This is a genomic window from Acidovorax sp. GW823-FHT05D11 (assembly GCF_058795695.1).
Window position 1 is genome coordinate 4,044,506 of record NZ_CM179502.1, and the last position, 26,996, is coordinate 4,071,501.

16 protein-coding genes are annotated in these 26,996 nt (G+C 69.8%); 5 read left to right on the top strand and 11 right to left on the bottom strand.

Annotated features, from left to right (window positions below):
- Positions 1-24: 24 nt before the first annotated feature.
- Genes AC3RCE_RS18665 through AC3RCE_RS18675 form a run of 3 tightly spaced genes read right to left on the bottom strand, consistent with a single transcriptional unit; the run spans position 25 to position 3,172 of the window.
- On the bottom strand, positions 25-849 hold the full coding sequence (locus tag AC3RCE_RS18665; protein WP_492253656.1) for a hypothetical protein: 825 nt from the start codon (positions 847-849) through the stop codon (positions 25-27).
- Complete coding sequence (locus tag AC3RCE_RS18670) at positions 846-1,649, bottom strand: citryl-CoA lyase (RefSeq protein WP_492244169.1); 804 nt, start codon at positions 1,647-1,649, stop codon at positions 846-848. Before AC3RCE_RS18670 ends, AC3RCE_RS18665 begins: the two co-directional genes overlap by 4 nt.
- On the bottom strand, positions 1,646-3,172 hold the full coding sequence (locus AC3RCE_RS18675) for a class I adenylate-forming enzyme family protein (RefSeq protein WP_218295647.1): 1,527 nt from the start codon (positions 3,170-3,172) through the stop codon (positions 1,646-1,648). Before AC3RCE_RS18675 ends, AC3RCE_RS18670 begins: the two co-directional genes overlap by 4 nt.
- A 136-nt stretch (positions 3,173-3,308) precedes the next feature.
- Here AC3RCE_RS18675 and AC3RCE_RS18680 point away from each other — a divergent pair, with 136 nt between their 5' ends.
- A complete protein-coding gene (locus AC3RCE_RS18680; protein ID WP_369643036.1) occupies positions 3,309-4,052 on the top strand; it encodes an IclR family transcriptional regulator in 744 nt (247 codons plus the stop codon).
- Between the two features lie 39 nt (positions 4,053-4,091).
- On the opposite strand, the gene AC3RCE_RS18685 is transcribed toward AC3RCE_RS18680, so the two are convergent.
- From AC3RCE_RS18685 to AC3RCE_RS18705, 5 genes are all read right to left on the bottom strand, one after another.
- Positions 4,092-5,255, bottom strand: coding sequence for an alpha-hydroxy acid oxidase (locus AC3RCE_RS18685; RefSeq protein ID WP_492253657.1), 1,164 nt, complete (start codon positions 5,253-5,255; stop codon positions 4,092-4,094).
- A 280-nt stretch (positions 5,256-5,535) separates the two neighbouring features.
- Positions 5,536-7,818, bottom strand: coding sequence for a bifunctional diguanylate cyclase/phosphodiesterase (locus tag AC3RCE_RS18690; protein WP_492253658.1), 2,283 nt, complete (start codon positions 7,816-7,818; stop codon positions 5,536-5,538).
- 83 nt (positions 7,819-7,901) lie between these two features.
- Positions 7,902-10,277, bottom strand: a complete 2,376-nt coding sequence (gene pbpC / locus AC3RCE_RS18695; protein WP_218340064.1) for a penicillin-binding protein 1C — start codon at positions 10,275-10,277, stop codon at positions 7,902-7,904.
- Positions 10,270-10,638, bottom strand: a complete 369-nt coding sequence (locus AC3RCE_RS18700; protein ID WP_218295651.1) for a hypothetical protein — start codon at positions 10,636-10,638, stop codon at positions 10,270-10,272. The genes pbpC and AC3RCE_RS18700 overlap by 8 nt, the downstream gene beginning before the upstream one ends.
- 51 nt (positions 10,639-10,689) lie before the next feature.
- Positions 10,690-16,662, bottom strand: a complete 5,973-nt coding sequence (locus tag AC3RCE_RS18705; RefSeq protein ID WP_492255409.1) for an alpha-2-macroglobulin family protein — start codon at positions 16,660-16,662, stop codon at positions 10,690-10,692.
- A gap of 222 nt (positions 16,663-16,884) precedes the next feature.
- Here AC3RCE_RS18705 and AC3RCE_RS18710 point away from each other — a divergent pair, with 222 nt between their 5' ends.
- Both AC3RCE_RS18710 and AC3RCE_RS18715 read left to right on the top strand, forming a co-directional pair.
- The gene (locus AC3RCE_RS18710) at positions 16,885-19,002 is read left to right on the top strand and encodes a catalase (RefSeq protein ID WP_492253659.1); all 2,118 of its coding nucleotides are present in this window, start codon (positions 16,885-16,887) and stop codon (positions 19,000-19,002) included.
- 54 nt (positions 19,003-19,056) lie between these two features.
- Positions 19,057-19,665: a hypothetical protein gene (locus AC3RCE_RS18715; RefSeq protein WP_492253660.1), complete on the top strand. Its 609-nt coding sequence runs from the start codon at positions 19,057-19,059 to the stop codon at positions 19,663-19,665.
- Between the two features lie 139 nt (positions 19,666-19,804).
- Here AC3RCE_RS18715 and AC3RCE_RS18720 read toward each other — a convergent pair whose 3' ends face one another.
- Both AC3RCE_RS18720 and argH read right to left on the bottom strand, forming a co-directional pair.
- Positions 19,805-20,797 (bottom strand): Bug family tripartite tricarboxylate transporter substrate binding protein, encoded by a 993-nt coding sequence (locus AC3RCE_RS18720; protein ID WP_492253661.1) that lies wholly within the window; start codon positions 20,795-20,797, stop codon positions 19,805-19,807.
- A 204-nt stretch (positions 20,798-21,001) separates the two neighbouring features.
- The gene (gene argH, locus AC3RCE_RS18725) at positions 21,002-22,492 is read right to left on the bottom strand and encodes an argininosuccinate lyase (RefSeq protein ID WP_492253662.1); all 1,491 of its coding nucleotides are present in this window, start codon (positions 22,490-22,492) and stop codon (positions 21,002-21,004) included.
- Positions 22,493-22,543: 51 nt separating this feature from the next.
- On the opposite strand from argH, the gene AC3RCE_RS18730 reads away from it, so the two are divergent.
- Complete coding sequence (locus AC3RCE_RS18730) at positions 22,544-23,797, top strand: sensor histidine kinase (protein WP_369643041.1); 1,254 nt, start codon at positions 22,544-22,546, stop codon at positions 23,795-23,797.
- Positions 23,778-24,536 (top strand): LytR/AlgR family response regulator transcription factor, encoded by a 759-nt coding sequence (locus AC3RCE_RS18735; RefSeq protein ID WP_218295657.1) that lies wholly within the window; start codon positions 23,778-23,780, stop codon positions 24,534-24,536. The genes AC3RCE_RS18730 and AC3RCE_RS18735 overlap by 20 nt, the downstream gene beginning before the upstream one ends.
- A 182-nt stretch (positions 24,537-24,718) precedes the next feature.
- Here the strand turns inward: AC3RCE_RS18735 and AC3RCE_RS18740 are convergent, their stop codons facing one another.
- Positions 24,719-25,741 carry a helix-turn-helix transcriptional regulator gene (locus AC3RCE_RS18740; protein WP_492253663.1) on the bottom strand — a complete coding sequence of 341 codons (1,023 nt, stop codon included), beginning with the start codon at positions 25,739-25,741 and terminating at the stop codon, positions 24,719-24,721.
- Between the last annotated feature and the right edge of the window lie 1,255 nt (positions 25,742-26,996).

Here is a 26,996-nt window from a genome sequence, read left to right on the forward strand (position 1 = left end):
GTGGGTTGTGCCGGGCCTTCAGCCTCAGTGCACGGCCGCCATGAGTTCGGCCCAGTCGCGTGCGCCCTGCCCTTCGCGCGCCCCCAGGGCATAGGCCGCCTGGTTCACGCGGCTGATCACGCCGGTCTCCCATGCGGAGCGGGCGTCGCCAATGCGCGCGCTGCTGGCAGCCACCGTGGCAGCCGGGATGCCCCGCGCATCGAGTGCCGGCAGGCGCGAGACGCCCGCGCCGTCGCAGCCGATGCCCGCATCGTTGTAGAGCGCGGCGAACACGGGCAGCTTGATGGCGGTCTCGAACCGGCCACCCAGCAAGCCGCCGTGCGAGGCGGTGATCACCACGCAGTCGCGGTCCTCCTCGGCCACCAGCGAGGCCGAGTCGATGAGCACGACGGTGCGGTGCTCATGCAGTCCCGGCAGCACCTTGCGCGCCTCGCCGGGCGAGGGTCCCGGGTCCACGGCCTGCAGGTCCGCAGCGGCCATGCACTGCGCGGCCTGCAGGGCGGGCATGCCCACGCGCACGCCCAGCTGCACGGCACGCGCGTTGGCGTACGAGACCAGGCCGCGCCGCGCGCAGTCGGCCCCGTCGCCGATGCGCGCCGAGCGGTGGTGGAGGGCGGCGCACGGCACGCCCAGGCTGTTGGCATGGTCCAGGCCCGCGATGCCCGCGCGCTCCAGCCCCACGCCCGCATCACACACCACCAGGCCGGCCACGCCCTCCTGCAGCGCCAGGTGCACCGCGAACACGCCGCCATGCGAGGCGGCGATGGCCACGCGGCCCCGCACGTCCTGCCCCATGCGGGTGACCGAATCGCAGACCAGGATGTCGCGCGAAGGGGTGGTGCCGGTCATTCGCCGCTCCGGTCCTTGTTGTGGCCCTCGCCCGTGCCACGGTAGGGCACCTCGTGGTCCACCAGGTCCCACACGAAACGGGCGGACGGAATGCGCTGCTCTTCCGCGATGTGCGCCACCAGCCCCGCCGCGCGCGAGATGACGGCAAAGCCGCGCATCATCGCCGGGGGCACGCCCAGCTCGCCCAGCAGCGTGCCCACCGCGCCCGTGGCGTTGATGGTGATGTGCTTGCCGAAGGCGCCATCCACCTCGCGCGAGAGGACCTCGATGGCCTGCAGGTAGCGCCCCTCGAAGCGCGGATGCTCGCGGCCGATGGCCAGCAGCCTGGCCGCGCGTGGGTCGTCCGGCTTGTGCATGTGCTGGCCGAAGCCGGGGATGGGCTTGCGCTCGGCGCGGTGGCGCTGCACCGTGGCGCGCGCCGCGGCCTCCACGCCTTCGGGCGCATCGATGATCTGGCGCAGCAGGATGGCCGAATTTTCCACCGTGCCCACGAACTGGCTGCCCACGGCCAGCAGGCCCGCGGCCACGCCGCTCTGGATGTTCTCGGGCGAGCTCATGTAGACCATGCGCGTGGCGATGGCGCTCGGCGTGAGGCCGTGCTCCATGATGGCGATGAGCGCGGCGTCGAGCACGCGCAGGTCGTCGGCGTCAGGCCGGCGGTTGAGGATCTGCGAGAACAGCACGTCGGTGAAGCCGCGCTGGCCCAGCACGTCCTCGGCCAGGTTGTCGCCCCGGTAGTGGATCGACGTTGGCGAGTGCGTGCACAGCTCGGTGTAGGGGCGTTCCACGGGCTTGTTCATGCGGGCTGCTCCTGGCGCACCAGGCGCGTGATGTCGGCCTTGAGCGTGACCTTGTGCACCTTGCCGGCCACGCTGCGCGGCAGGTCGGCGTAGAAGTGCACGGCCTTGGGGGTCTTCACGGAGCCCAGGTGCTCCTTGGCGAAGGCGATGAGCTCCTGCGCGCTCACCTGCGCGCCGGGCTTGAGCTGCACGGCCGCGTGCACGGCCTCGCCCCACTTGTCGTCCTCGATGCCGAACACGGCGGACTCGTGCACGGCGGGGTGCTGGTCGAGCACGCTCTCCACATCGATGGGGTAGACGTTGAAGCCGCCGGTGATGACCACCTCGCGCAGCCGGTCCTTGAGGAACAGGTAGCCGCGCTCGTCCACGTAGCCCCGGTCGCCCGTGTGCAGCCAGCCGTCCACGATGGTCTCGGCGGTCTTCTCCGGCATCTTCCAGTAGCCGTTCATGATGAGGTCGCCGCGCACCACGATCTCGCCCGCCTCGCCCGTGGGCAGCAGGGCGCCTTCCGGGCTCATGATGGCCATGTCGGTCACCAGGCCCTGGCGGCCCACGGAGCGCCAGTTGGCCTCGTCGGCGAAGTCTTCGGCGCGCATCACGCTGACCACCTGCGGCGCCTCGGTCTGGCCGTAGGTGGTCTCCAGCACGGGGCCGAAGCATTCGCGCACCACGCGGATCTTCTCGGGCGGCATGGGCGCGCCGCCGTAGATCAGGTGCCTGAGGCGGGGCAGCCGAAGGCGCTCGCCATGCGCCTCGGCCACCAGCATGTACAGCAGCGTGGGCGGCATGAAGGTGGTGGTGATGCCATCCTCGCGGAAGCTGCGCAGCAGCTCGGCCGGCTTGTTGCTGGCGGGCAGCACGTGGCAGCCGCCCTGCGCCAGGATGGGCAGCAGGTAGGTGGAGGTGCCGTGCGTGACGGGCGCCGAGATGAGGTAGCGGTCGTCCGCGCCGAAACCGAACGCCTGGATCTGGTTGACCAGCGTGGCCACCCACGCGCGGTAGGGCTGCATCACCCCCTTGGGCACGCCGGTGGAGCCGCCCGTGAACTTGATGGCCTGGGCCTCGTCGCGCGAGCGGCCGTGCGGCCGGGGCCGCTGGCCCGCGTGCGCAGCCTCGGCGGCCTGCAGCGTGGCGCGGGCTTCACCGCCCTCGCCCAGCGCCAGCACGGCCTTCACGCCGGCCAGGTCGAGCGTGCCCAGGTGCGCGGGCTCGGCCACCACGATGGTGGGTTCGGTGAACGCGATGATGCGGTTGAGCTCCGCCGCCGGGTTGCGCCAGTTCAGCGGCACCCACACCTTGCCCGCCGCCAGCACGGCCAGCAGCGCCACGACGTGGTCCACGGTGTTGCCGGCGCAGATGCCGACGCGCGAGCCGGGTTCGGCGTCCAGCTGCTGCAGCGCACAGGCGGCGGCGTCCACGCGCGCGGCCAGCGCGGCATAGGTCAGCACCTGGCCGCCGCCGGCCAGGGCTTCCCGCTGCGGATACATCCGGACAGCGCGGTAGAAGAAATCGATGGGGTACATGCAAATATTCCGCAATACGGACTTTTATTGTTGAATCGTCGTCAATGAAATAAACTTCTCATTGAATTATTCCTTTGCACGGCCGGACGCCAAAGCAAATAAGTCCACAATATGGATTTACAGTGAATTTGATGACATGACCACCGTTCAAAGCCTGGACCGGGCCATCGGGCTGCTGCGGCTGATTTCCTCCGAGCACAAGTCCGGCGCCCGCCTGTCCACGCTGGTGGCGGCCAGCGGCCTGGCGCAGCCCACGGTGCACCGGCTGCTCAAGCAACTGGTCGAAGGCGGGCTGGTGATGCAGGACGCCCGGCGCCGCTACCGGCTGGGCCACTTCGCCTACGAACTCGGGCTGGTGGCGTCCACCCACTTCAATTTGCGCGACCAGTGCGCGCCCTTCCTCGCACGCATCAGCGCCGAGACGGGGGACACCGCCTTCCTGGTGGTGCGCAGCGGGGCGGATTCGTTCTGCCTGGACCGCCAGTCCGGCAGCTTTCCGATCCAGGTGCTGACCGTGGAAGTGGGCAAGCGCCGGCCCCTGGGCATTGGCGGCGGGGGGCTGGCGCTGCTGAGCTTCATGCCGCAGGACGAACTGCCCGAGGTGCTCGGCCGCATCGAGCCGCACCTGGCCACCTACGGGGGCCTCACGCGGCAGATCCTGCTGGACCTGATGGAAACCGCCCGTGCGCGGGGCTACGCCAGCATCACCAACTACGCCGTGGCGGGCGTGACCAGCATTGGCGTGCCCATCCGGGACCGGGGCGGCATGGTGGTCGGCGCCATCAGCGTGAGCGCCATGACGGCGCGCATGCAGCCGCGCGAGGACTTCGTGGTGCAGACCCTGCAGCGGGAGATCGCGGCGCTGCAGAAGACGCTGTAGGTCCTGCGCGCCGGCCGGCCGCGGTTGCACGGGCCACGGTTAGACGGGGTAGGTGCCCGGCAGCAGGATGGACTGGTCCACCGTGTTGATGTTGGTGTGGCCGCAGAAGGCCATGGTGATGTCCAGCTCCTTCTGGATGATCTGCAGCGCGCGGGTCACCCCCGCCTCGCCGAAGGCACCCAGGCCGTAGAGGAAACTGCGCCCGATCAGCGTGCCCTGGGCGCCCAGCGCGCGCGCCTTGAGCACGTCCTGCCCGCTGCGGATGCCGCCGTCCATCCACACCTCGATGTCCTTGCCGGCAGCGGCCGCGATGCCGGGCAGCGCGGCGATGGACGATGGCGCGCCGTCCAGCTGGCGGCCGCCGTGGTTGCTGACGATGAGCGCATCGGCGCCGCTGTCGACCGCCAGGCGGGCGTCCTCCGCGTCCATGATGCCCTTGAGGATCAGCTTGCCGCCCCAGCGCTTCTTGATCCACTCGACATCGCCCCAGTTGAGCTGCGGGTCGAACTGCTCGGCCGTCCAGGACGAGAGCGAGGACAGGTCGCCCACGCCCTTGGCATGGCCCACGATGTTGCCGAACGAGCGGCGCGGGGTGCCCAGCATGCCCAGGCACCAGCGCGGCTTGGTCGCCAGGTTGATGAGGTTGGCGAGCGTGGGCTTGGGCGGGGCCGACAGTCCGTTCTTGATGTCCTTGTGGCGCTGGCCCAGGATCTGCAGGTCCAGCGTGAGCTGCAGCGCCGAGCAGTTGGCGGCCTTGGCGCGGTCGATCAGGCGCTCGATGAAGTCGCGGTCGCGCATCACATACACCTGGAACCAGAACGGGTGGCGCCCCGTGTGCTCGGCGATGTCCTCGAGGGAGCAGATGCTCATGGTCGAGAGCGTGAACGGGATGCCGAACGCCTTGGCCGCCTTCGCGCCCAGGATCTCGCCGTCGGCATGCTGCATGCCCGTGAGGCCCGTGGGCGCGATGGCCACGGGCATGGCCACGTCCTGCCCCACCATGGTGGTGCGCGTGCTGCGGCCTTCCATGTTCACGGCCACGCGCTGGCGCAGCTTGATGCGCTGGAAGTCGCTTTCGTTGGCGCGGTAGGTGCCCTCGGTGTACGAGCCTGAATCGGCGTAGTCATAGAACATGCGCGGCACGCGCCGCTGGGCGATGACACGCAGGTCTTCGATGCAGGTGATTTTGGACAAGTCAGGCACGCGGACGCTCCAGAAGGGGTTGCACAGGGGACGGTAAGAACTGCGCGGATGGTAGGCACTTGCGCGCTGGCGGGCCATCAAAATTATTTGCGCGGGGCTGCAACAAATTTCCAAGGCAGGCCGAGGCGGGCCCGCGCAAGCTCCAGGACTTTCACCAAAAACACCGCCTGGCGCTTATTCCACAAGCGCAATAAGCTATTATTTTCATAGCAAAACATGATCCCACCGTGGGTTCTGGCATGCGGCCCCCCTCCCCGCACCGCGTCGCACCGCCGCATGCTCAGCGCACGCGGCCTCCCGCGTTGTCGGCCAGCACGACCTCGGGCGCCTCGTCCGGGCCCCGGTAGAGCATGAAGCGCATGCGCCCGCCGCGCTTGGCGGCGTACATGGCGCTGTCGGCATGGCGCGAAAGTGCGTCGAAGGTGTCACCATGCTGGGGGTACAGCGCGATGCCGCCGCTCAGCCCGATCTGCAGCACCCGCCCCGCCAGCTCGAAAGGCAGGTCGCAGGACGCGAGGATCTTGCATGCCACGCTGCACGCGGGCTCGGCGCCGTCCAGCCCCGGCAGCAGCACCACGAATTCGTCGCCGCCCTGGCGGCACACGGTGTCCGAGGCGCGCACGGCGGCCTTCAGGCGCTGGGCGAACTGCACCAGCAGCAGGTCGCCCACATCGTGGCCGAGGGTGTCATTCACGTCCTTGAAGCCGTCCAGGTCCAGGTACATCACGGCCAGGCACTTGCCGTCGCGGCGCGCCTGCGAGATGGCCAGCTGGGCGCGGTCCTGCAGCAGCACGCGGTTGGGCAGGTCGGTCAGCGCGTCGTACTGGGCGAGGTGCGCCATGCGCTCGGCCATGACCACCGATTCGGTCACATCGCGCAGCACGGCCACGGCGCCCGTCACGGCCCCATGGCGGTCGGTGATGGGGCTGGAGGTTTCCTCCACCTGAAAGCGCTGCCCGCTGGTGCGGTGCAGGACCACGCCGCGCACCGCTTCCACCGCCAGGCCCTGCTCCATGGCCTGGCGCAAGGGGCTGGCCAGCACCGCGTCGTTGTCGGGGCTGCGCAGGTTCACTACCTCGTCCACGTTGTGGCCCGCCGCGTCGAAGGCCTGCCAGCCGGTCAGGCGCTCGGCCACCGGGTTCAGGTACGTGACCGCTCCATGGGCGTCCGCGCAGACCACCGCGTCTCCGATGGACTGCAGCGTGAGGCGCACGCGCTCCTTCTCGTCAAACAGTTCGTCCTCCATGCGCTTGCGTTCCGAGATGTCCGTCACCTGCACGAAGATGCCACGCACCTTGCCGCCCTCGGTGTCGGGCAGGTAGGAGGCCATGGTGTGGCGCGCAACGCCATGCACATCCGCGAAGGTGCGCTCGAACAGTTGCGGCTCGCCCAGCAGCGCCCTGTCCAGGAACGGCTTGTTCTGCGCGAACAGCTCCGGCCCGAGCAGGTCGCTCAGGTGCATGCCGGGCATGCGCTCGGGCCGCACGCCGAACCACTCGAAATAGACCTGGTTGGCGAACCGGTTGCGCAGCCCGGCATCCCAGTAGCCGATCATCGAGGGCATGTTGTCGAGAATGGTGCGCGTGTTGCGTTCGGCCTCGCGCAGCCGCGCGGAGACCTGCTGGCGCAGCGTGAGTTCGCGCACGAACAGCGTGGCCAGCCCCACGCAGCTGACCATCAGCAGCAGTGCGAACCCGCCCAGCACCCAGGCGCTGCGGTACCACTTGGCCAGAACGGTGTCGGTGGACTGCGCCACGTTGAGGATCAGCGGATAGCGCCCCACGGGACGGAACGAATACAGGCGCTCCATGCCGTCGATGGTGGACGTGCCGATGAAGGTGCCCGTGCCCTCCGTCTGGAAGCGGATCAGGTTGGGGGTGCCCGCCAGGCTGCGGCCCACGTCGGCGTCCCCATAGGGAAACCGGGTGATCACGACGCCGTCGCTGCGAAACAGGTTCACGCCGCTGTGGGGGCCCATGTCGAGCGAACCGAACAGCTCATTGAAATAGCTCAGGCTGATGGCGCCCACCACCACCCCGGCGAAGCTGCCGTCCGGACGGTAGTAGGCGCGCGAGACCGGCAGGATGTTGAGCCCGGTCACGCGCGAGGGCACGGGCTTGCCCACGAACAGGCCCTGGTGCCCGCCCGACTGGAACGCCGTGAAATAGTCGCGGTCCGCGAAGTTGACCCGGCGCGGCGGCAGCGGGCCCGAATCGAGCACCACGTTGCCCAGGGTGTCGAGCACCAGCACATCGCCCGCGCCACGCGCGCGCAGGGAGTTGTCGAACACCACCCGGGCGCGCAGGTCGGGCGGCAGGGCCCACACCTCGGGCCTGCCCACCTCGCGCGCCACGCCTTCCAGCGATTTGTCGAACGTGTCGAGCGCCCAGCTCAGCCCCTGCTCCAGCGTGCGCGCGAGATTGGCGTTGGTCTGGGCGGCGTAGTTCCACTCGTCAGCGCGAATGGTCCAGATCGTGCGTGCGAAGAGTGCGCCAATGCCCAGCGAGACCAACAGGGCCAGCCAGATCAGGCGGTGGGAAAAGAACTGGCGCAGAAAGGGCATAGAAATATCTTGTAACCATTCTAGGCGTCTACCTGTGGCGTGCCGGGCGGCAAGTCACACCGTATCCCTCGGATTTCGTGGCGTCAATGCGCAGTGGCCCTGGGTGCGGGCGCCACGGCACCCGCGCCGCGCACCTCGATGCGGACCTCGTCCAGCACCTGGCCCTGGGCATCGGTGAGCTGCACCACGTGCCGCCCCGGCCAGGGCATCCAGGCCACGCGCGCGCCGCGCCCGAGCGGCCTGCCGTCCATGCGCCACAGCCACCCGCTTCCCGTGGCGGTGAACTGCAGGCGCTGGCGCGCGGGAGGGATATCCGGGTCCAGCGCGATGATGGTGCCGGGGGCCGGCGCCGTGATGCGCGCGCCAAGGCCCGGCGCGGCCGCCCCGGCCTCCCGCCCCGGGGGATGGGGGGTTCTTTTGGCGCTGGCGCTGGGTTCGTCTTGCCCGTTAGCTCCTGAATCAATAGCAAACAGGGACTGCTGGGTGCCCTCCAGGAACCACTCCTGCCGCGCCGCCTCCAGGGGCTGGCGGGCGTCGCCCGCGCCACCGGGCTGTGGCGCGGCGGGCCCGAATTGCACGGTGGCCCGGGCAAGGCCTGGGGGCGCCTTGGGGGCGCGGCTGGGTTCACGCGCGTGCAGGAAGCCCATGACCGCGGCCCAGATGGGCGCGGCGCCGCTGGTGCCGCTCACGTCGTGCATGGCCGCGCCGCTGGCATTGCCCACCCACACGCCCACGGTGTAGCGCGCGGACCAGCCCACGGCCCAGTTGTCGCGCATGTCCTTGCTGGTGCCGGTCTTCACGGCGGTCCAGAAGCGCGTGGCCAGCACGCTGTCGGTGCCGAAGGTGCGCGCCCGCGCATTGCCGTCGGACAGGATGTCGCCCACGATGAAGACGGCGCGCGGATCGAGCGCGGGGGCGAAGGCCGGGACCTTGCCGGGGGGCGCCTGGGCCCATGCCACCGGGCTCAGGCGCCCGCCGTTGGCGAGGGTGCGAAACGCGTTGGACAGGTGCAGCAGCGGCACCTCGGGGCTGCCCAGCGCGAGGCTGTAGCCAAAGTAGTCCCCGTTTTCGCGCAGCGGCATGCCCGCCGCGGAGAGCTGGCGATGGAACGCGTCCGGCGTGACCATGACCAGCGTGCGCACCGCCGGCACGTTCAGCGACGCCGCCAGCGCGGTGCGCACCGACACCCAGCCCTTGAACTGGCGGTCGTAGTTCTGCGGGATGTACAGGCCGCCCGCGGTGGCGATGTGCGCGGGCGAATCGTCCACCAGCGAGGCCGCCGTGAGACGCCGCTCGGCGATGGCCTGCGCATACAGGAACGGCTTGAGCGTGGAGCCCGGCTGGCGCGGCGCCAGCACGCCGTCCACCTCGCCGGCCTGGCTCAGCGGCCCCGACGAGCCCACCCAGGCCAGCACCGCGCCCGTGGCGTTGTCCAGCACCAGCACCGCGCCGTCTTCCACGTTGCGCCCGCGCAGCTCCCGCAGGTGCTGCTGCAGGGTCTGCACGGCAAAGCGCTGCAGCGGCGCGCGCAGCGTGCTCTGCACGCGCTCGGGCACCACGCCCCCTTCCTTGAAGCGCTGGCGCAGCAAGTGCCGCGCGAAGTGGGGGGCCACGCCCTCGCTCGCATCGAACGCGCGGCGCTGCAGCGCCGCCGTGGCGAACAGGTCCAGGGCATCGCAGTCCACGGGGGGCAGGTGCTGTGCCGGACGGCCGGAGGCCAGGGATGGCGGCCGCGCCGGTGGCTGCTGCGCCCGCATGTCGCGCAGCACCCCGCAGGCCCGCTGCGCCACCAGGCCGGGGCGCGCGTTGGGCGCGCGCACCAGCGCGGCCGCCACGGCCGCCTCGCGCTCGTCCAGGCCATGGGCGGCCTTGCCGAACAGCGTGCGGCTCAGGGCGTCGATGCCCACCAGTTCGCTGCGAAAGGGTACGAGGTTGAGGTAGGCCTCCAGGATCTGGTCCTTGCGCCAGCGCCGGTCCAGCACCTGTGCGGCCACCGTCTGGCCGAGCTTTTGCGCCACCGAGCGCCCGCCCGGCCCCTGGCGCCAGTCCCCATCGAGCAGGCCCGCCAGCTGCATGGTGATGGTGCTGGCCCCGCGCGTGCGCTGGTTCCACAGGTTGCCCCAGGCGGCGGCCGAGGCGGCTTGCCAGTCCACCCCGCTGTGCTCGAAGAAACGCTTGTCCTCGCTGAGCACCAGGGCCGTGCGCAGCGCGGGTGAAATGTCGGCCAGCGCCACCCACTGGCCACGGCGCACGGTGGTGTCGGTGCGCAGGCGCTGCAGCACCTCGCCTTCGCGCGAGAGGAGCACGGTGTCGGACGGTCTGAAGTCCGCGCGCACCTCCTCGAAAGTCGCGATGGCCGCCGCGGGCGCCGCCAGGAAGGCGGACAGGGCCGCCACGGCCCACCCCTTGTACGGCCTGCGCGCCCGCCCGGGCACCACGGGCCGGCCACGGTCAGTCATCCCGATGCTCCCGGTCGAACCGCGTTTCGGCCTCGGTCAGGTGGCGCAGCAGCACGTGCGAGATCAGGTTGACCCCGATGCCGCCGAACACCACCGGCAGGATGTACAGGGCAATCGACAGCTCGGAGATGAACACCGCGTCGTCCGCCAGCGACGGCGTGCCTTTGGCCAGGGCCGCGAGCGATTGCAGCAGGTACACGTCCACGCCCGCGATCAGCACCAGCGCCACGCCAAAACCCAGCACCGCCATGCGCGAGATCGAGCGCGTGGCCAGCAGCAGCCCGTAGATGCCCGCGGGCAGCACCAGGGAAAACGCCACCAGCAGCCAGAACCGCAGTTCCACGAAGACACTGAGGCTCATGGCGCGCGGCTCCGGGGACGGCTCATGACGGGGCGTGGCACGGCGCCGCGGCTACCTGGCCGCCTCCACCTTGACCCGCGCGTTGGGCAGCTCGCCGAACATCTCGGGCGCGTACATGGCCTCCACGCGGCTCGGGGGCAGCGCGAAATCGCCCACGTTGTTCAGGCGCACGGTGTACTCCATCTTGACCGTGCCCTTGGGCAGGTACTCGTAGTAGCTGCGGAAGGCCTCGAAGCTGCGCTCCTCGAACGCGGGCCAGCCCGCGCCGCTCTTCGCCTTCTCGCCCTGCGTGGCGATGGCCGAGTCGCGGCCCAGGCCGCTGCCCAGGATGGTGGCGCCGCCCGGGACCGGGTCGGTGATGGCCACCCAGGTCATGTCGGCGCTGGCGTTCACCTCCAGCGTCACGCGCAGCACGTCGCCGCGCGTGTACTGGCCGGGCGGCAGCGCCTTGTTGGCCTGCTCCACGGGGGTCACGGTCTTGGTGATGCTGTACCCCGCCGCGAAAGGCGCCTTGAGCTGGATGGCGGCCACCGACTGCAGCGTGAGCCAGGGCTTGCCGGGGCCCTGGTGCGTGACGGCCAGTGGCTCCTTGCCACCCGCTGTGCCCCAGGGCAGGAACATGCCGTTGTTCTTCAGGTTGCCCGGCGACGCAGGCGCGCCGAACCAGGTGGTCTGGTGCGCAGCGCCTGTCAGGTCGGTGGTCTTCACGCGCTCGACCTTGCTCCAGTCCACCGCCGCGTTGTGGGCGCCCATGGCGGCCTTGGTGGTGCCCGACACCGGCGTGGCCTCGAACCTGGCGCTGAACTTCTCCAGCGCCAGCCCGCCCCACAGGTTGGCCGTGGTGGTGTGCCAGGCGCCGGCCTGCTGGCGGCTGATGAAGCCGTTGGCCAGGCGGCCCATGTCGTCCTTCCAGGCCGGGTCGTCCATCACCGCGAGCATCAGGCGCGCGGTGTTCACGTCGCCGTTCTGCATCAGCCACCACCAGTAGTCGTCCTGCTCGGTGCTGAAGATCAGCTTGGTGCCCTGGAACGACAGGCGGCTGCGCAGGATCTGCAGGGCTTCGGCCAGGCGCTTGTCGCGCTCGGGCACATCGGCCACGCGCTTGAGGACGTTGACCCAGTCGATCACCGTGTGCGTGGGCCACTGGTTGGGCGCGATGGTGATGCTGCCGACCATCCGGCCCTGAGCCTTGCCGTAGCGCGAGAGCGCCTCCAGCGCGGCCACCTTGCGCATGTCCAGGTCCTTGCGCGGGCTCCAGAAGCTGCGCTGGATGCGGCCTTCCACGAACGCGATCAAGCCGCGCTCCATGGGCGCGCGGGCCTCGTCGGGCAGGGCAAACGCGGGGTTGAGGCTGGCCGCCTCGTGCGTGGCCGCCAGCACGTAGGCCGTGAGCGTGTCGCTGCCCCGGTTGGCGTCGCCGTCGCGCGGCGGGAAGTAGTTGGCCAGACCGTCGCTGTCCAGGTAGGTGGGCAGCTGCGCCACCACGGTCTGCCACAGCGCGCCGTCACGCAGGCCCACGGCCTTGCTGGTCTTTTGCTCCAGGCAGGCGAACGGGTAGCGGGCCCACCAGTCGCGCACGCCGGGCAGGCCCTCGGCCAGCTTGGGCTGCAGCGACATCTTGAGGCCGCCCCGGCCCGGCAGCGCATCGGCGGGCGGGTTCACGTCCAGGCTGAAGCTGCCGTCCACCTGCACGAGCGTGGCCTGCTGCACCGTGAGCGGCACGGCGGGGATGATGCGCTGGCGTGCCTTGAGGGCATCGCGCGCGCCGCTGACGGTGTCCTTGGCCTCGATCTCCCACAGGATGGACTCTGAGCGCGTCTGCGCCAGCTGGGCGGGCGCGGTGACGTTCCAGGCCACCTCGCGCGACTCGCCGGCGGGGATGTCGACGGTCTGGGGCTTGAGCTCCAGCAGCGTGGCGCGCGGCGCCACCTCGACCTTCATCGCCGCCTTGGTGGTGTTGCGCAGCGTGATCTGCGCGCGGAACTGGTCGTCCTCGCGCACCAGGTGCGGCAGGCCGCTGATGATCTGCAAATCCTGCGTGGCGCGGATGCTGGTGCTGCCGGTGCCGAACAGGCCGGTGGACGCATCGGCCACCGCCACGATCTTGAACGTGGTCAGCGCGTCATTGAGCGGCACCGTCACCTTGGCCTGGCCGTTGGCGTCCAGCTGCAGGGCCGGCTCCCACAGCAGCAGCGTGTCGAGCAGCTCGCGCGTCTGCGCCCTGCCCCCTCCGCCGCCGGCAGGCACGGCCTTCTTGCCATAGTGGCGCCGGCCGATGATCTCCATCTGCGCGGTGGAGGTCTCCACGCCCCAGCTGCGGCGCTGGAGCATGGCTTCGAGCAGGTTCCAGCTGGTGTTGGGCATCAGCTCCAGCAGCGCCTGGTCCACGGCGGCCACGGCCACCTCGGCATTGGCGGCGGGCTTGCCGCCCGGCAGCGTGGCGGTGATGGTGACCTGCGCCTTGCCGCGCACGGCATAGCTTTCCTTGTCGGCCGCCACCTTCACGCTGATCTGGTGGGCCTGCGTGCCCACGCGGATCTCGGCCAGGCCCAGCCGGAAGGCGGGCTTGGACAGGTCCACCAGCGCCGTGGGCGCCTGGTACTCCTTGCCCTCGTACCAGAACGAGGTCCACCACTCGCGCGGCGCCTTGAAGCCCCATGTGAAGAAGCTGTACCACGGCACTTCGCGCAGGCGCCCGCGCAGGGCCAGCACGCTCACGTACACGTTCGGGCCCCAATCCGGCTGCACCTTCAGGCTCACCGTCGGGTCCTGGCCGTTGAGCTGCACCACCTGGGTGTCGATGACGCCCTCGCGCTCCACCGCCACCAGTGCCGTGGCAAAGCGGAACGGCATGCGCACCTGGAACTTGGCGGTCTCGCCCGGCTGGTAGCTTTTCTTCTCGGGCAGCAGGTCGATGCGGTCGTGGTCCTCGCCGCCAAACCACAGCTCGCCCTGGCGCGTGACCCACACCGACGAGGCGGCCACGCTGGTGTTGCCGTCGCGGTCGGTGGCCGTGACCACCAGTTCCACCTCGCCGGGCTCATCCAGCCTGGACTCGCACAGCAGCAGGCCGCGCGCGTCGCTCTTGCCGCTGCACAGCGTGCCCAGGTCTTTCGTTTCGGTCTGGTTGTCATAGCTGTAGAAGCCGCCCACCATGCGCTTGCGCGTGGTGGTCGTGATGCGCGCGATGGCCTGCACCTGCAGCGAGGTGTCGGCGGCGGGCTTGCCGTCGTGCTGCAGCGCCAGGGCCTGGTAGCGGATCTTCTGGCGGGCCGAGACCCAGCCCTCGGTCTTCACGCCCGCCACCACGCCGGCGGGCCACAGCGTGTGCGTGCCGCGCAGGGTCTGCACCTCGCCGTTGGGGTCGGCATACGTGGCCTCCATCAGCAATTCCTGTGGTTCGCGCGCCTGGGGCACGTTGTCGATGGTCAGCTTGCCCGCCCCGTCCTTGTTCAGCGTGAGCGGCAGCTTGTCGGCGATCACGCGCGCGTCCTGGCTGGCGGCGGGCTCCTCGTCGTCGCCACCCGCGCTGGAGGCCTGCGCGCGCTTGCGCGGAGGGTTGAAGCTGAAGGCCTCGTAGTCGGCGTACTGCAGGCTCTTGCCGCGCACCAGGGCGGACACCCGCACCGGCAGATGGGCCGCGCCGCCGCCCGCCACGTAATTGACCTGCACGTCGGTGGGCACCGAGCGCACGCGCACCAGCGCCTTCTTGTCGGCCGGCGCAATGCGCCCTTCGAGCACCGGCAGGCGGAATTCCTCCACGCGGAACTCGCCCGAGCTGAAGCTGCGCTCATTGTCGGAATCGCTGCGCAGCTCCACCTGGTACACGCCGAGCTTGGCGGCGGGCGGCACGGCGAAGCTGCTCTGCGCGCTCAGCCCCCCGGTGGCGGTCGTGCGCCATGCGAGGCTCTGGGTGAATTGCTGGCCGCTGCCCACATGGGTGATGACCAGGGTCTCGGGCCGCTGCGCGGGCAGCGCGAACCCCTGGCGGGTTTCAGAGCGCAGCACGTGCTTCATCGACACGGTTTCGCCCGCCCGGAACAGGGTGCGGTCGAAGATGGTGTGGGCCCGCTCGCCGGGGCGCGGGGCGCTGTTCGTGGGCACGTTGAAGCGCCAGGGCTCGATGCCGCGCTGCCAGTCGCTCCACGTGAAGGCCATGTCCTCCACGCCGTCGTCGCCCTTGTGGCGCGCACTCACGAAATAGGCCTGGCCGCCATCGCCGCCGTGGTAGGCATCGCCGCAGCGCGGCGGTTCGGACGACAGGCCCTCGATGTTCGCGACCCCCTGGTCGTTGGTGATGGCCTGCGCCAGCTCGTTGCCCTTGCAGTCGGACACACGCACCGTGGCGCCCTGCACCGGCTGGCCCTTGTCGAGCGTGGTCACCCAGGCCAGTGCGTTCTCGCGGCCCAGCTTGAAATGCACGCCCAGGTTGGTGACCAGGGCCGAGGTGCGCACATACATCGTGCGGGCATCGCCATGGCGTTCGTCGAGCAGCGAGGCGCCCAGCTTCTGCGAGGCGATCTCCACCACGTGGAACCCGGGCGCGAGGGGAATGCCCACCACCTCGAACGGGCGCGGGTCGTTGCCGGAAGGCCTGGGCAGGTCCAGCGTCTTCACCCCGCCCTTGCCCGCCAGCAGCGACAGCATGCGCGACTGCACGTACTCCTTGTCCTCGTCCAGCGCCTTGGGCAGCGGGCCGCTCACGTCCTGCCGCGCCTGCTTGCGGTTCACCACGTAGTTGTCATAGCGCTGCACCTTGCGGAACCACGCGATGATGTCCGCATCGGTGCGGGGCTTGAACGTGCTCACCTTGCCTGCCGGTGCCTCGGCGCCCGGCTGCAGCCCCTGCACGCGCAGCGCCGCCTCGACATTGCGCAGCGTCACCGGCAGCAGCGCGGGGGGCTTGTCGGAGCGCGGCCCCTCGGCAAAACGCTCCACGATGCCGAACGGCGCCGCCGCGAACTTGGCCAGCGGCGGCATGCCGCCCGTGGCCACCTTCAGCGGAAAGCTGTCGGCATTGCGCAGCGGACGGCCCGAGGCGTCCTTGAGGTCCTTGGGCAGCTCCAGCGTGAACGCCGTGTTCTCGGCCAGGGGCGCGGCGAACTGCACGCTGTTCACCAGCGCATCGCCCGCCTGGCCGTCGCCCGCGCCTTCCATCCGGGGCTGGAGCGTCTCCTTGGCCGATTTGAGGCGGATGGCCGCTGCAAGCTTGCGCGGCACGGGGGCATTGAAGGACAGCTGCAGCGGACGGATGGGCAGGCAGGCCGCCTGCGCGTTCTCCCGCTCACAGCTGAATTCGGCCGAGAAGGGCTCGCGCACCTTGAAGTCAAAGCGTTTTTCCACCGCGTTGGCCACCCCGCTGGGCGTGGCGACGCCCTTGCCGAACACGACCTGCATGCGCGAACCGGACGTGAACCGCCGGTTGCAGGCCAGCGCGGCGTACTGCAGGGGCTCCTGCGCGGCGCTTTTCTCCAGGCCCAGCGCCTTCAGGATCTCGGCCCGCTGCGCGCCCTCGATCAACCGGACCGGGATGCGCTCGCCCACGCCTTCGGCCGTGCACCACACATTGCCCTGCACGCTGGCGGTGGTGGCGGGGCCATTGAGCTGCAGCACGAAGAACTGCTCTTCGTCGATCTCCTGGTAGGGGTTCGGGCGGATGGCCTGCACGAATGGCCCTCCGCTATTGAATTGATAGCTTTTCGCGCCCGTCAATTCAGCGCCAGCGGCCGATTTGAACCCTGCCCTGACGGTGGCGGTGCAGCGCACCCCCGGCGGCAGGTCGCGCTCGAAGTCGAACACCCACTCGCGCTCTCCCGTCCAGCGGCCCGTGCCCTTGGTGGCCCCGGCATCGCTGCAACTCAGGGCCAGCGGCGCGGGCGCCTTGGGGTCGCCAAAGTTGACGGCAGCGGCATCGAACTTGGCCACCACCTGCCGCACCCGGGCCACTTCGCCCTGCGGCGAAAAGCTGGTGATCTGCAGGGCCTGCGCCCCCCAGGCCGCCAGCGACAGGCTGGTGGCCAGCATCCATTTCTTTGCGTTCACGCTGTCCCCTCCGAAGGAACCGGCAAGCGTAACAAAACGGCACTGCACCCGGCGCGGCGTTGCAAGCGCTTACGTATCCGGCCAGCCGGCCGGATCACCGCCCGCCGACGACGGCCCGATACGGTGGCGTCCTACCCCGCGGCGGCGTGTGGCCCTCAAAGATGGGGGTTTGTTTCCCTTCCTTCCCACCGTTCAGGAGCGCCCATGGCACGAACCCCCACCACCCGCGGCGCGGCAAAGAAGACGCTGCCCGCTGCTCCCTCCTCCACCCAGGCCGACACCTACCGCGGCAACGCGGGCGAGTTGCAGCAGCAAGCTGGCGGCAAGCACCCCGTGCTCACCACGCAGCTGGGCATTCCCGTGGCGGACAACCAGAACTCCCTGCGTTCGTCGCCGCGCGGCCCCACGCTGCTCGAGGATTTCATCCTGCGCGAGAAGATCACCCACTTCGACCACGAGCGCATTCCCGAGCGCATCGTGCACGCGCGCGGCTCGGCGGCCCACGGTTTCTTCGAGCTCACCCATTCGCTCAAGCAGTACACCACCGCCCGCGTGCTCACGGAGGTGGGCGTTCAGACACCCGTGTTCACGCGCTTTTCCACCGTGGCGGGCGGCGCCGGTTCGGTGGACACGCCGCGCGACGTGCGCGGCTTCGCCGTCAAGTTCTACACCCCCGAGGGCAACTGGGACCTGGTGGGCAACAACATCCCCGTGTTCTTCATCCAGGACGCGATGAAGTTTCCCGACCTCGTGCACGCCGTCAAGATGGAGCCCGACCGTGCGTTTCCCCAGGCGGCCAGCGCGCACGACACCTTCTGGGATTTCATCTCGCTGATGCCCGAGTCGCTGCACATGATCATGTGGGCGATGAGCGACCGCACCATCCCGCGCAGCCTGCGCATGATGGAGGGCTTCGGCGTGCACAGCTTCCGCCTGATCAATGCCGCGGGCGACAGCACCTTCGTGAAATTCCACTGGCGCCCCAAGCTGGGCATCCAGTCCACGGTGTGGGACGAGGCCGTGAAGCTGCAGGCGGCGGACAACGACTTCCACCGACGCGACCTGTTCGAGGCCATCGAGGCGGGCGATTTCCCGGAATGGGAGCTGTCCGTGCAGCTCTTCACCGAAGAGGATGCGGAGCGCTTTCCGTTCGACCACCTGGACCCCACCAAGCTCGTCCCCGAGGAACTGGTGCCGCTGCAGCCCGTGGGCCGCATGGTGCTCAACCGCTGGCCCGACAACTTCTTCGCGGAGACCGAGCAGGTGGCCTATTGCCCCGCCAATGTGCCGCCAGGCATCGACTTCAGCAACGACCCGCTGCTGCAGGGCCGCCTGTTCTCGTACCTGGACACGCAGCTGTCGCGCCTGGGCGGGCCCAACTTCGCGCAGATTCCCATCAATGCGCCCAAGTGCCCCTTTCACAACATGCAGCGCGACGGCCACATGCAGATGCAGGTGCCCAAGGGCCGCGTGAACTACGAGCCCAGCAGCCTGCAGTCCGATACGCCGCGCGCCTCGCAGGCGCTGGGAATGCGGCATTTCGCGCAAGGGGACGACGGCGCCAAGGGGCGCATCCGCGCCGAGAGCTTCGCCGACCACTACAGCCAGGCGCGCATGTTCTTTCGCAGCCAGAGCCCTCTGGAGCAGGCGCACATGGCGTCCGCGCTGGTGTTCGAATTGTCCAAGGTGGGCACGCCGCATGTGCGCGAGGCCGTGGTGGGCCACCTGCAGCACGTGGACCCCGAGCTGGCCCGGCGCGTGGCCGACGGGCTGGGCCTGCAGGCCCTGCCCCCCGCCCCTCCGGTGGCCGATCCGGTGCAGGACCTGCCGCCCTCTCCCGCGCTGCGCATCATCGACCGCATGAAGCCCACGCTGCAGGGCCGCTGCATCGGCATCCTGGTGGCCGACGGCTCCAACGGCAACACGGTGGCCAACCTGCGCAAGGCGGCGGAGAAGGCCGGCGCCACCGTCAAGATCGTGGCGCCCAAGGTGGGCGGTGCCCAACTCAGGGACGGCACCCAGCTGCCCGCCGACGGGCAGCTGCAAGGCACGCCATCGGTGGTGTTCGACGCCGTGGCCTCGGTGCTGTCGCCCGAGATGGGCGCGCAGCTGGCCCAGGAGGCCGCCGCCGTGGACTGGTTCCGCGACGCGTTCGGGCACCTCAAGGCCATCGCGGCCTGCAAGGGCACCCAGGCCATCCTGCAGGCCGGGGGCATCGAGCCCGATGCGGGCGTGGTGGACCCGGCCGACGTGCAGGGCTTCCTGGCGGCCGCACAGACCCGCCAATGGGAGCGCGAACCCAGGGTCCGCACCCTCGCATGAACGAACACCCCCTGCGCACACCCCATTGCCAACCCAACCACCGAAGGAGAAACCATGCCCAAAGCCCACTATGACAGCCACCAGCTTGATGATCTCGTGCTCCAGATGATGGAGACCGAACTCGGCGGCGAGCAGGTGTACCGCACCGCGCTCACCTGCGCCGTGAACCCGGATCTCAAGAAGGAATGGCAGACCTATCTGGAAGAAACCCTGACCCACCAGGAGGTGGTGCGCAGCCTGTGCGACGCCCTGGGCCTGGACCCGGCCGCGCAGTCACCCAGCCGGGCGGTGGTCAAGCACATCGGCGAATCCCTGGTCAAGGCCATGCAGCTGGCGAAACAGGCGGGCGACCCCGCCGCCGCCCAGCTGGTGGCCTGCGAATGCGTGGTGCACGCCGAGACCAAGGACCACGCCAACTGGGAACTGCTGGGCAAGGTGGCCGAGGTGGCCACGGGGGACGTGGGCCAGACGCTGAAAGCGGCCCACAAGGCCGTGGAAAAGGACGAGGACCACCACCTCTACCACACCAAGGGCTGGTGCCGCGAACTGGCCATTGAGGCGCTGGGCATGCCCGCCGTGCTGCCGCCGCCCGAAGAGGTCAAGAAGGTGGAAACCGCCATCGGCGCGTCGCGCGCCGAGCAGCAGCGCGAGGCCATGCTGTAGCCGGACAAGCCGCGGGGGGCACCGCCGGGCGCTCCATTCCATTGCTACAAAAACAATAGCCGCCAGCGCTTGATTGACAAGCGCTGGCGGCTATTTCATTGCCCGGCCGCGCTGGCGCCACGGCCCTTCGGAACCCCCACTACTGGGCCACGAACCCGCTCGTCTTGATGATGCGGGTCCAGGCGTCGGTGTAGGAAGCCTGGCGGGCGGCCAGCTGCTGGGGCGACATGTGGCCCACGGTGAGCCCCATGGCGGTGAGGTGGTCACGCACGTCGGGCATGGCCACGACCTTGCCCAGCGCGGCCGAGAAGTCGGTGATGAACTTCTGCGGCGTGCCGGTGGGTGCGTAGATGCCGTAGTACGGCAGGTCCTCGAAACCCTTGAGGCCCATCTCGTCGAAGGTGGGCACGTCGGGCATGGCCGCCTGGCGCCTGGTGCCCAGCACGCCCACCACGCGCACCTTGCCGGCCTTGTGGTTCTCCATGAAGTCCTGCACCGAGGCCACGCCCGCGCTGATCTGGTTGCCCAGCATGTCGGCCATCATGGGCGCACTGCCCCGGTAGGGGGCCGAAACCAGGTCCAGCTGGTACTTCTGGCCCAGCAGCTTGACCAGGAACTCGGGCGTGGAGGCGGGTGCCGGAATGCCCACCGCGCCCTTGCCGTGGCCACTGGCCTTCACCCAGGCCACGTACTCGGGGAACGACTTCGCCGGCGTGCCGCCCGAGACGGCGAACGCGTTCACGAAGGTGGCGAAGCCGCCCACGGGCACGAAGTCGCGCACCGGATCAAAGCCCGGGTTCTTCACCACCTGCGGCAGGATGGAGATGGTGTGGTCGTGCGTGAGGAACAGCGTGGTGCCGTCCGGCGCCGAGGCCTTGAGCGCCTGCGCGGCGATCTGGCCGCCCGCACCGGGGCGGTTTTCCACCACCACGGGCTGGCCCAATTCGTCCTTGAGCTTCTCGGCGAGCGTGCGCGCGATCGCATCGGTGCCGCCGCCGGGCGGGAAACCCACCAGCAGGCGGATGGGCTTGGGTGCCTGGGCAAAGGCCAGCCCCACGGTCAGCGCGGCGCCCACCAGGGCGGTGGTGCGCAAAAGGCGGGACAGCAGGCTGCGGCGGGAAGTGGTCGTCATGGCAGAACTCCGGTTTGTTCGAATGTGGTCGCTGGGGTGCGCATCCGCACACCTAGCACGGTTCAGGCCAGCGGCCCCGGCGCACCAGGGGCCGCCCCGCCGTGGCTGCGGCGCTGCGCTGGCGTACGCTGGCGGCGTGCCCCTTCCCGAACTGCGCGGCGATTCGAGAGACGGGCAAAGGCGCGCAGCGCCCCAGGGGTTGTCTCATTTTCCCAGGCGCGCGCGGTGGCGCTCCAGCTGGCTGCGCACCTGCGCGGGCGCGGTGCCGCCCAAGGTGTTGCGCGCATTGAGCGAGCCGCGCAGGCTCAGGCACTCGTACACGTCCTTGTCGATCTGCGGGTGAAAGCCCTGCAGCACGGCCAGGGGCAGCTCCGACAGGTCGCAGGCATGCGTGGTGGCCGCCTTCACGGCGTGGGCCACGGTCTCGTGCGCGTCGCGGAAGGGCAAGCCCTTCTTGACCAGGTAGTCGGCCAGGTCGGTGGCGGTGGCGTAGCCCTTGAGCGCGGCCTGCTCCATCGCGGGCGCGTTGACGGTGATGCCGCCCTCCTTCTGGCCCGTGGCGAGGTTCAGCTGGCCGCCGACCATCTCGGCGAAGATGCGCAGCGTGTCTTTCAGCGTGTCCACGGTGTCGAACAGCGGCTCCTTGTCCTCCTGGTTGTCCTTGTTGTAGGCCAGCGGCTGGCCCTTCATCAGGGTGATCAGGCCCATCAGGTGGCCGACCACGCGGCCGGTCTTGCCGCGCGCCAGTTCCGGCACATCGGGGTTCTTCTTCTGCGGCATGATCGAGCTGCCCGTGGTGAAGCGGTCGGCGATCTTGATGAAGCCGAAGTTCTGGCTCATCCAGATGATGAGTTCTTCACTCAGGCGGCTCACGTGCACCATGCACAGGCTGGCGGCGGCGGTGAATTCGATGGCGAAGTCACGGTCGCTCACGGCGTCCAGGCTGTTCTGGCACACCGCGGGGGACCCGTTCACGTCCACCATGCCCAGCGTCTTGGCCACGCGCTCGCGGTCCAGCGGGTAGGTGGTGCCGGCCAGGGCCGCACTGCCCAGCGGCAGCACGTTGGTGCGGCGGCGCACATCGGCCATGCGCTCGGCGTCGCGCGCGAACATTTCCACATAGGCCAGCATGTGGTGGCCGAAGCTCACCGGCTGGGCCACCTGCAGGTGGGTGAAGCCGGGCAGGATCACCTCGACGTTCTGCTCGGCCACATCCACCAGCGACACCTGCAGTTCTTTCAGCAGGTCGCCGATCAAGTCGATCTCGCCACGCAGCCACAGGCGCACGTCGGTGGCCACCTGGTCGTTGCGGCTGCGGCCGGTGTGCAGGCGCTTGCCCGCATCGCCCACCAGCTGCGTCAGGCGCGCCTCGATGTTCAGGTGCACGTCCTCCAGGTCCAGCTTCCATTCGAAGCCGCCGGACTCGATCTCGGAGGTGATCTGCGCCATGCCGCGCTGGATGGAGGCGTGGTCCTCCTGGCTGATCACGCCCTGGGCCGCCAGCATCTCGGCATGCGCCAGGCTGCCCGCGATGTCGGCCTGCCACAGGCGCTTGTCGAAGAACACGCTGGAGGTGTAGCGCTTGACCAGGTCGCTCATGGGCTCGGAAAACAGCGCCGACCAGGCCTGGGCCTTGGTATCGAGCTGGTTGTGGGACGGCGCAGAGTCAGCGCTGGTGGCTTGGGCTTTGGACATAGGAGGGCAATAATCCGGAGGTTCAGACACCCGGACAACCCGGGCGCCGCAATGCAAAACACGCAAATTTTATCGACCCAGCCCCCGCCGCCCGATTCGGCCCTGCCGCGAGGCTCCGCGCGGGGTGGCCTGGCGCCCGCGCGCCGGGTGCTGGTGTTCGATGCCTGCCAGGTGGGCGTGGTGCTGCGGGCCGTGCTGTTCGTGGAGCTGGTGGTGGGCGTGGGCGCGATGTTCGGAGCGGGCAACCCCGTGGAATGGCTGGCCACGATGGCGCTGCTGACGGGCGGGGCATTGCCGGCCACGCTGCTGTGGCTCATCACGGCCTGCAGCCTCAAGACTGTTCTGCAGCGCCTCTCCACCGCGCAGCAGTATGCGGCCGGCGTGCTGCTGGGCGCGCTGGCGGGCGCCTACGCCTGCGGCATGCTGGCGCTGGTGGCGCAACCTGCGTCACCGCCCTGGCTGGCCAGCGCCGCGACAGGGGCGCTGCTGGCGGCCATGCTGGTGGCGGCGCTGGTGCTGCGCGCACGGGGCCGCACGCCCGCCGCCACCACGGCGCGGCTGACCGAGCTGCAGTCGCGCATCCGGCCGCACTTCCTGTTCAACACCCTCAACAGCGCCATCGCGCTGGTGCGCGCGGAACCGGCCAAGGCCGAATCGCTGCTCGAAGACCTGAGCGACCTGTTTCGCCACGCGCTGGTGGAACAGGGGGAATCGGTCACGCTGGCCGAAGAGATCACCCTGGCGCGCCGCTACCTGGCCATCGAAGAGGTGCGCTTTGGCAAGCGCCTGCAGGTGCAGTGGAACCTGGACCCCCGCACCGACAGCGCCCGCCTGCCGCCGCTGCTGCTGCAGCCGCTGGTGGAGAACGCCGTCAAGCACGGCGTGGAGCCCAGCGCGCGCGGCGGGCGGCTGCGCGTGCTGACCGAGCTGCGCGGCAGCCGCGTGGTGGTGCGCATCACCAACACCCTGCCCCCCAAGGAAGGCAGGAACGGCAACGGCCATGGCGACGACACGGCGCCCCGGGGCCACGGCATTGCCCTGGCCAACGTCCGCGCGCGGCTGGCGCTGCTGCATGATGTGCAGGGCGAATTCACCGCCGGCGTGCAGGACGGCCTGTACCAGGTGCGCATCACCCTGCCCGCCACCGACCCCAAGGCGCGCGCCCGGGGCGCGCGCGGCGCGGCGCCAGCCCGAAGGGGCCCCCATGGCGGCCGCGCGCAAACATCCCAGCGCCGCATGGTGGACGGCGAAGATGACCTCAACCACAGCAGCCCCGCTACCGACCATGAACATCCTGATCGTTGACGACGAAGCCCTGGCCCGCAGCCGCTTGCGCACCCTCCTGTCCGACTGCGCCCAGGCCCAGCCTGCCCAGCGCATGACCGTGGCCGAGGCCGCCAACGCCGGCGAAACCATGGCGCTGCTGGGGCCCACGGGCGGACGCGCCTTCGACCTGGTGCTGCTTGACATCCACATGCCCGGCCAGGATGGGCTGGCACTGGCCCACACCCTGCAGACCCTGCCCCAGCCCCCGGCCGTGGTGTTCGTGACGGCCCACGCGGACCATGCCGTGAGCGCGTTCGAACTGGATGCCACCGACTACCTGACCAAGCCCGTGCGCCGCGAACGCCTGCAGCAGGCACTGGCCAAGGTACAGCGTGGCACGCGCCCCCCCGCGTCCGCGCCCACCACCGGCGTGCCCGAAGGCGAAACCCTGCTCATCCAGGACCGGGGCCGCACCGAACGCCTGCCCCTGGCCGAGGTGCTGTACTTCAAGGCCGAGCAGAAGTACGTCACCGTGCGCACCGCCACGCGCAGCTACATCATGGACGGCGCCCTGAGCGAGCTGGAGGCCAAGTTCGCCCCGCGCTTCCTGCGCATCCACCGCAACGCGCTGGTGGCCCGCCGCGCCGTGCGCGCGCTGGAAAAGCACTACGACCCCGAGGAGGGCGAAGGCTGGGCCGTGCGGCTGCAGGGCTCCACGGAGCTGCTGGCGGTGTCGCGCCGGCAGGTGGCCGCGGTGCGGGAAGAGTTGGCGCGCTGACCGCGTTCGCTGCATGTGGATGGTTTCTGTCGAGAGCATCCAGGCTCACGACAGCCCCACTGCCCAACTGAGCCTGGCCAAGCCAGAGCGCTCCTGGGCCCCAGTGTGAGCCCCGCTCCAACAAGCCCGGGGACAACGACTTCCAAGGTGTGGCGAATCCCGAGAACATCCATCGGAGCCAGTCAACCCAGCCCCGCGTCGCACCGCGCCTGCCCGGGGGTCATGCCGTAGTGCTGCTTGAACGCGCGGTTCAACGCCGACGCCTCCGAGAACCCGCACGCGTGCGCAATGGCCGAAATGCTCAGGCCCGCGTTGCGCGGATCGGCCAGCATGGCACGGGCAGCTTGCAGGCGGGCCGTGCGCACCGCATCCTGGTAGCTGGTGCCGGCCTGCGCCAGCAGGCGCCGCAGGTGGCGGGCGGAGATCCCTTGGCGTTCTGACAGCCAGTCCATGCTCAGGCGCCCGCTACCCAGGTGGGCCGCAATGTCGGCCTGCACGGCGCGCAGCCGGGCGGTGGGCAGGCTGTGGTCTTCGGCCCACTCCGTGAACTCGCGCGACTGGCCGAGGGCAACGGCGAGCATGTCCTGCAACTGTCGCGCGGCCAGTTGCTGGGCTGCGGCGCCGTGCAGCGGGTCGGAGTCGAGCAGCCTGCCCATGCGCGGCAGCATGTGCAGGAGCGGCGTGCCCTGGTGCAGCGCCAGCAGCGGGGCCGCAGACAGGCGCGGCAGGCGCCAGGCCAGATCGCGGTGCGGCACCCGCAGCGCCCACAAAGTGCCAGCCTGCTCCTGCACCACGCGCATGGGCCGCGCCCGCGACGCCAGGGCTGCCCCGCCGGGCAGAATGCGCAGCGTCTCGTGCCCCGGCTGTTCGATGGTCATGCAGGCCGACGACACGAACAGCATGAGGTCGTCCTGCCCGTCACGGCACATGGCGGCGGTGCGTGTGCTGACCACGGGGTCGAAACGCTGGGTGCTCCACGTCGCCCCCGGAACGGTACGCGTGGCGCCCTCGTAGCACCAGGGCTGGTGGGCGTGCAACGGCGCGAAGTCGGCCCGCACGATGTCGGCCAAGTAGTCGCGCATGGCGAGCAGATCGCGTTCGCCGGGCAGGCCGCTCAGGCGCAAGCGCTGGATGGGTACCGTCGCGCCAGCAGGCTCTGGCTGTTCTTCTTCCACCCCTTCCAGGCTGGGCGTGGGTGTCTGCATGGGCCGCCTCCTCGTCTCTTTCTCTCTCGATGGCGCGTAGTGTTGCAGGTTTTGACACGTGTCCGCAGCAGTCAATGCGAGGGCCGCAGGCGTCAAGACGGAGAGCAGGGTTTTCACAAGAATCCCGGCAGCCAGACTTACCACCAATGCACGCCATGCCGCATACCCGCCTTCCTGCCTCCATCTTCCCTCTCGTGGCCCGATCGGCTGCCGTCCTGGCCCTGGCTGGCGCCCTGCCCGCGCAAGCGGCCGTGGGCTCTGGCACGCCGGCCAGTTGCACCGAGGCCGCACTCGACCTGGCGCTGGCTGGCGGCGGCGCGGTGTCGTTCAACTGCGGCCCCAGCCCCGTTTCCATCCCGATCACCAGCACCAAGGTGCTCAACCAGTCCACCCACATCGACGGCGGGGATCTCGTCATCTTGCAGGGCGACGGCAATGTGCGCCTGTTCGACTTGACCGGCGCGGCCAGCTATACGATGGCGAACCTGGTTCTGACGGACGGCATGGCCCTGAATGGCAGCGGGGGCGCCATCCGCATCGAGACCAGCACGCTGCTGCTGAACAACGTGACCTTGTTCGGCAACGTGGCATCCGGTGCGTTCAGCCGGGGCGGCGCCATCTACTCGTTCGGGGGCGCGCAGCTCACGCTGCAGAAGGTGACGGCCACGGGCAACATGGCCAACGCGGGCGGCGCCATCTACACCGGGGGTGACGCCGACACGCTCACGTTGACCGACTTCGTCGCGGTAGAGAACATCGCAGGCGCCGACGGCGGCGCCATCCTGCACGCCGGCGCCGCGCTGAACATTGCGCAAAGCCTGTTCACCCGCAACCAGTCCCATACCTTGGGTGCCACCGGAGGCGCCATCGTCGTCAGCCCCGGCCTCACGAGCACGCTGTCCATCACCAACAGCACCTTCCAGGGCAACCTGCGGGATGCGAGCGGCAGCGGCAACGCGATCGGCGTCTCCGGCGTGCCTGCGGGCACTATCACCAACAGCACCTTTGCCGACAACGGCGGTTCACCCGGCACCATCACGGTGTTCGGCACCAACACGCCCACCCACCTGACGCTGCGCAACACACTCATCGGCAACACCACCGGGGGCCAGTCCAATTGCGCCATCTATGGAATGGCGGGCAACACCATCGTGGATGGAGGCAACAACCTGCAATGGGGCGGCTCGGCGGCTCCGTCGTGCGGCGCGTCCATCCCCGTCGCCGACCCACTGCTCGCGCCGCTGGCCGCCAACGG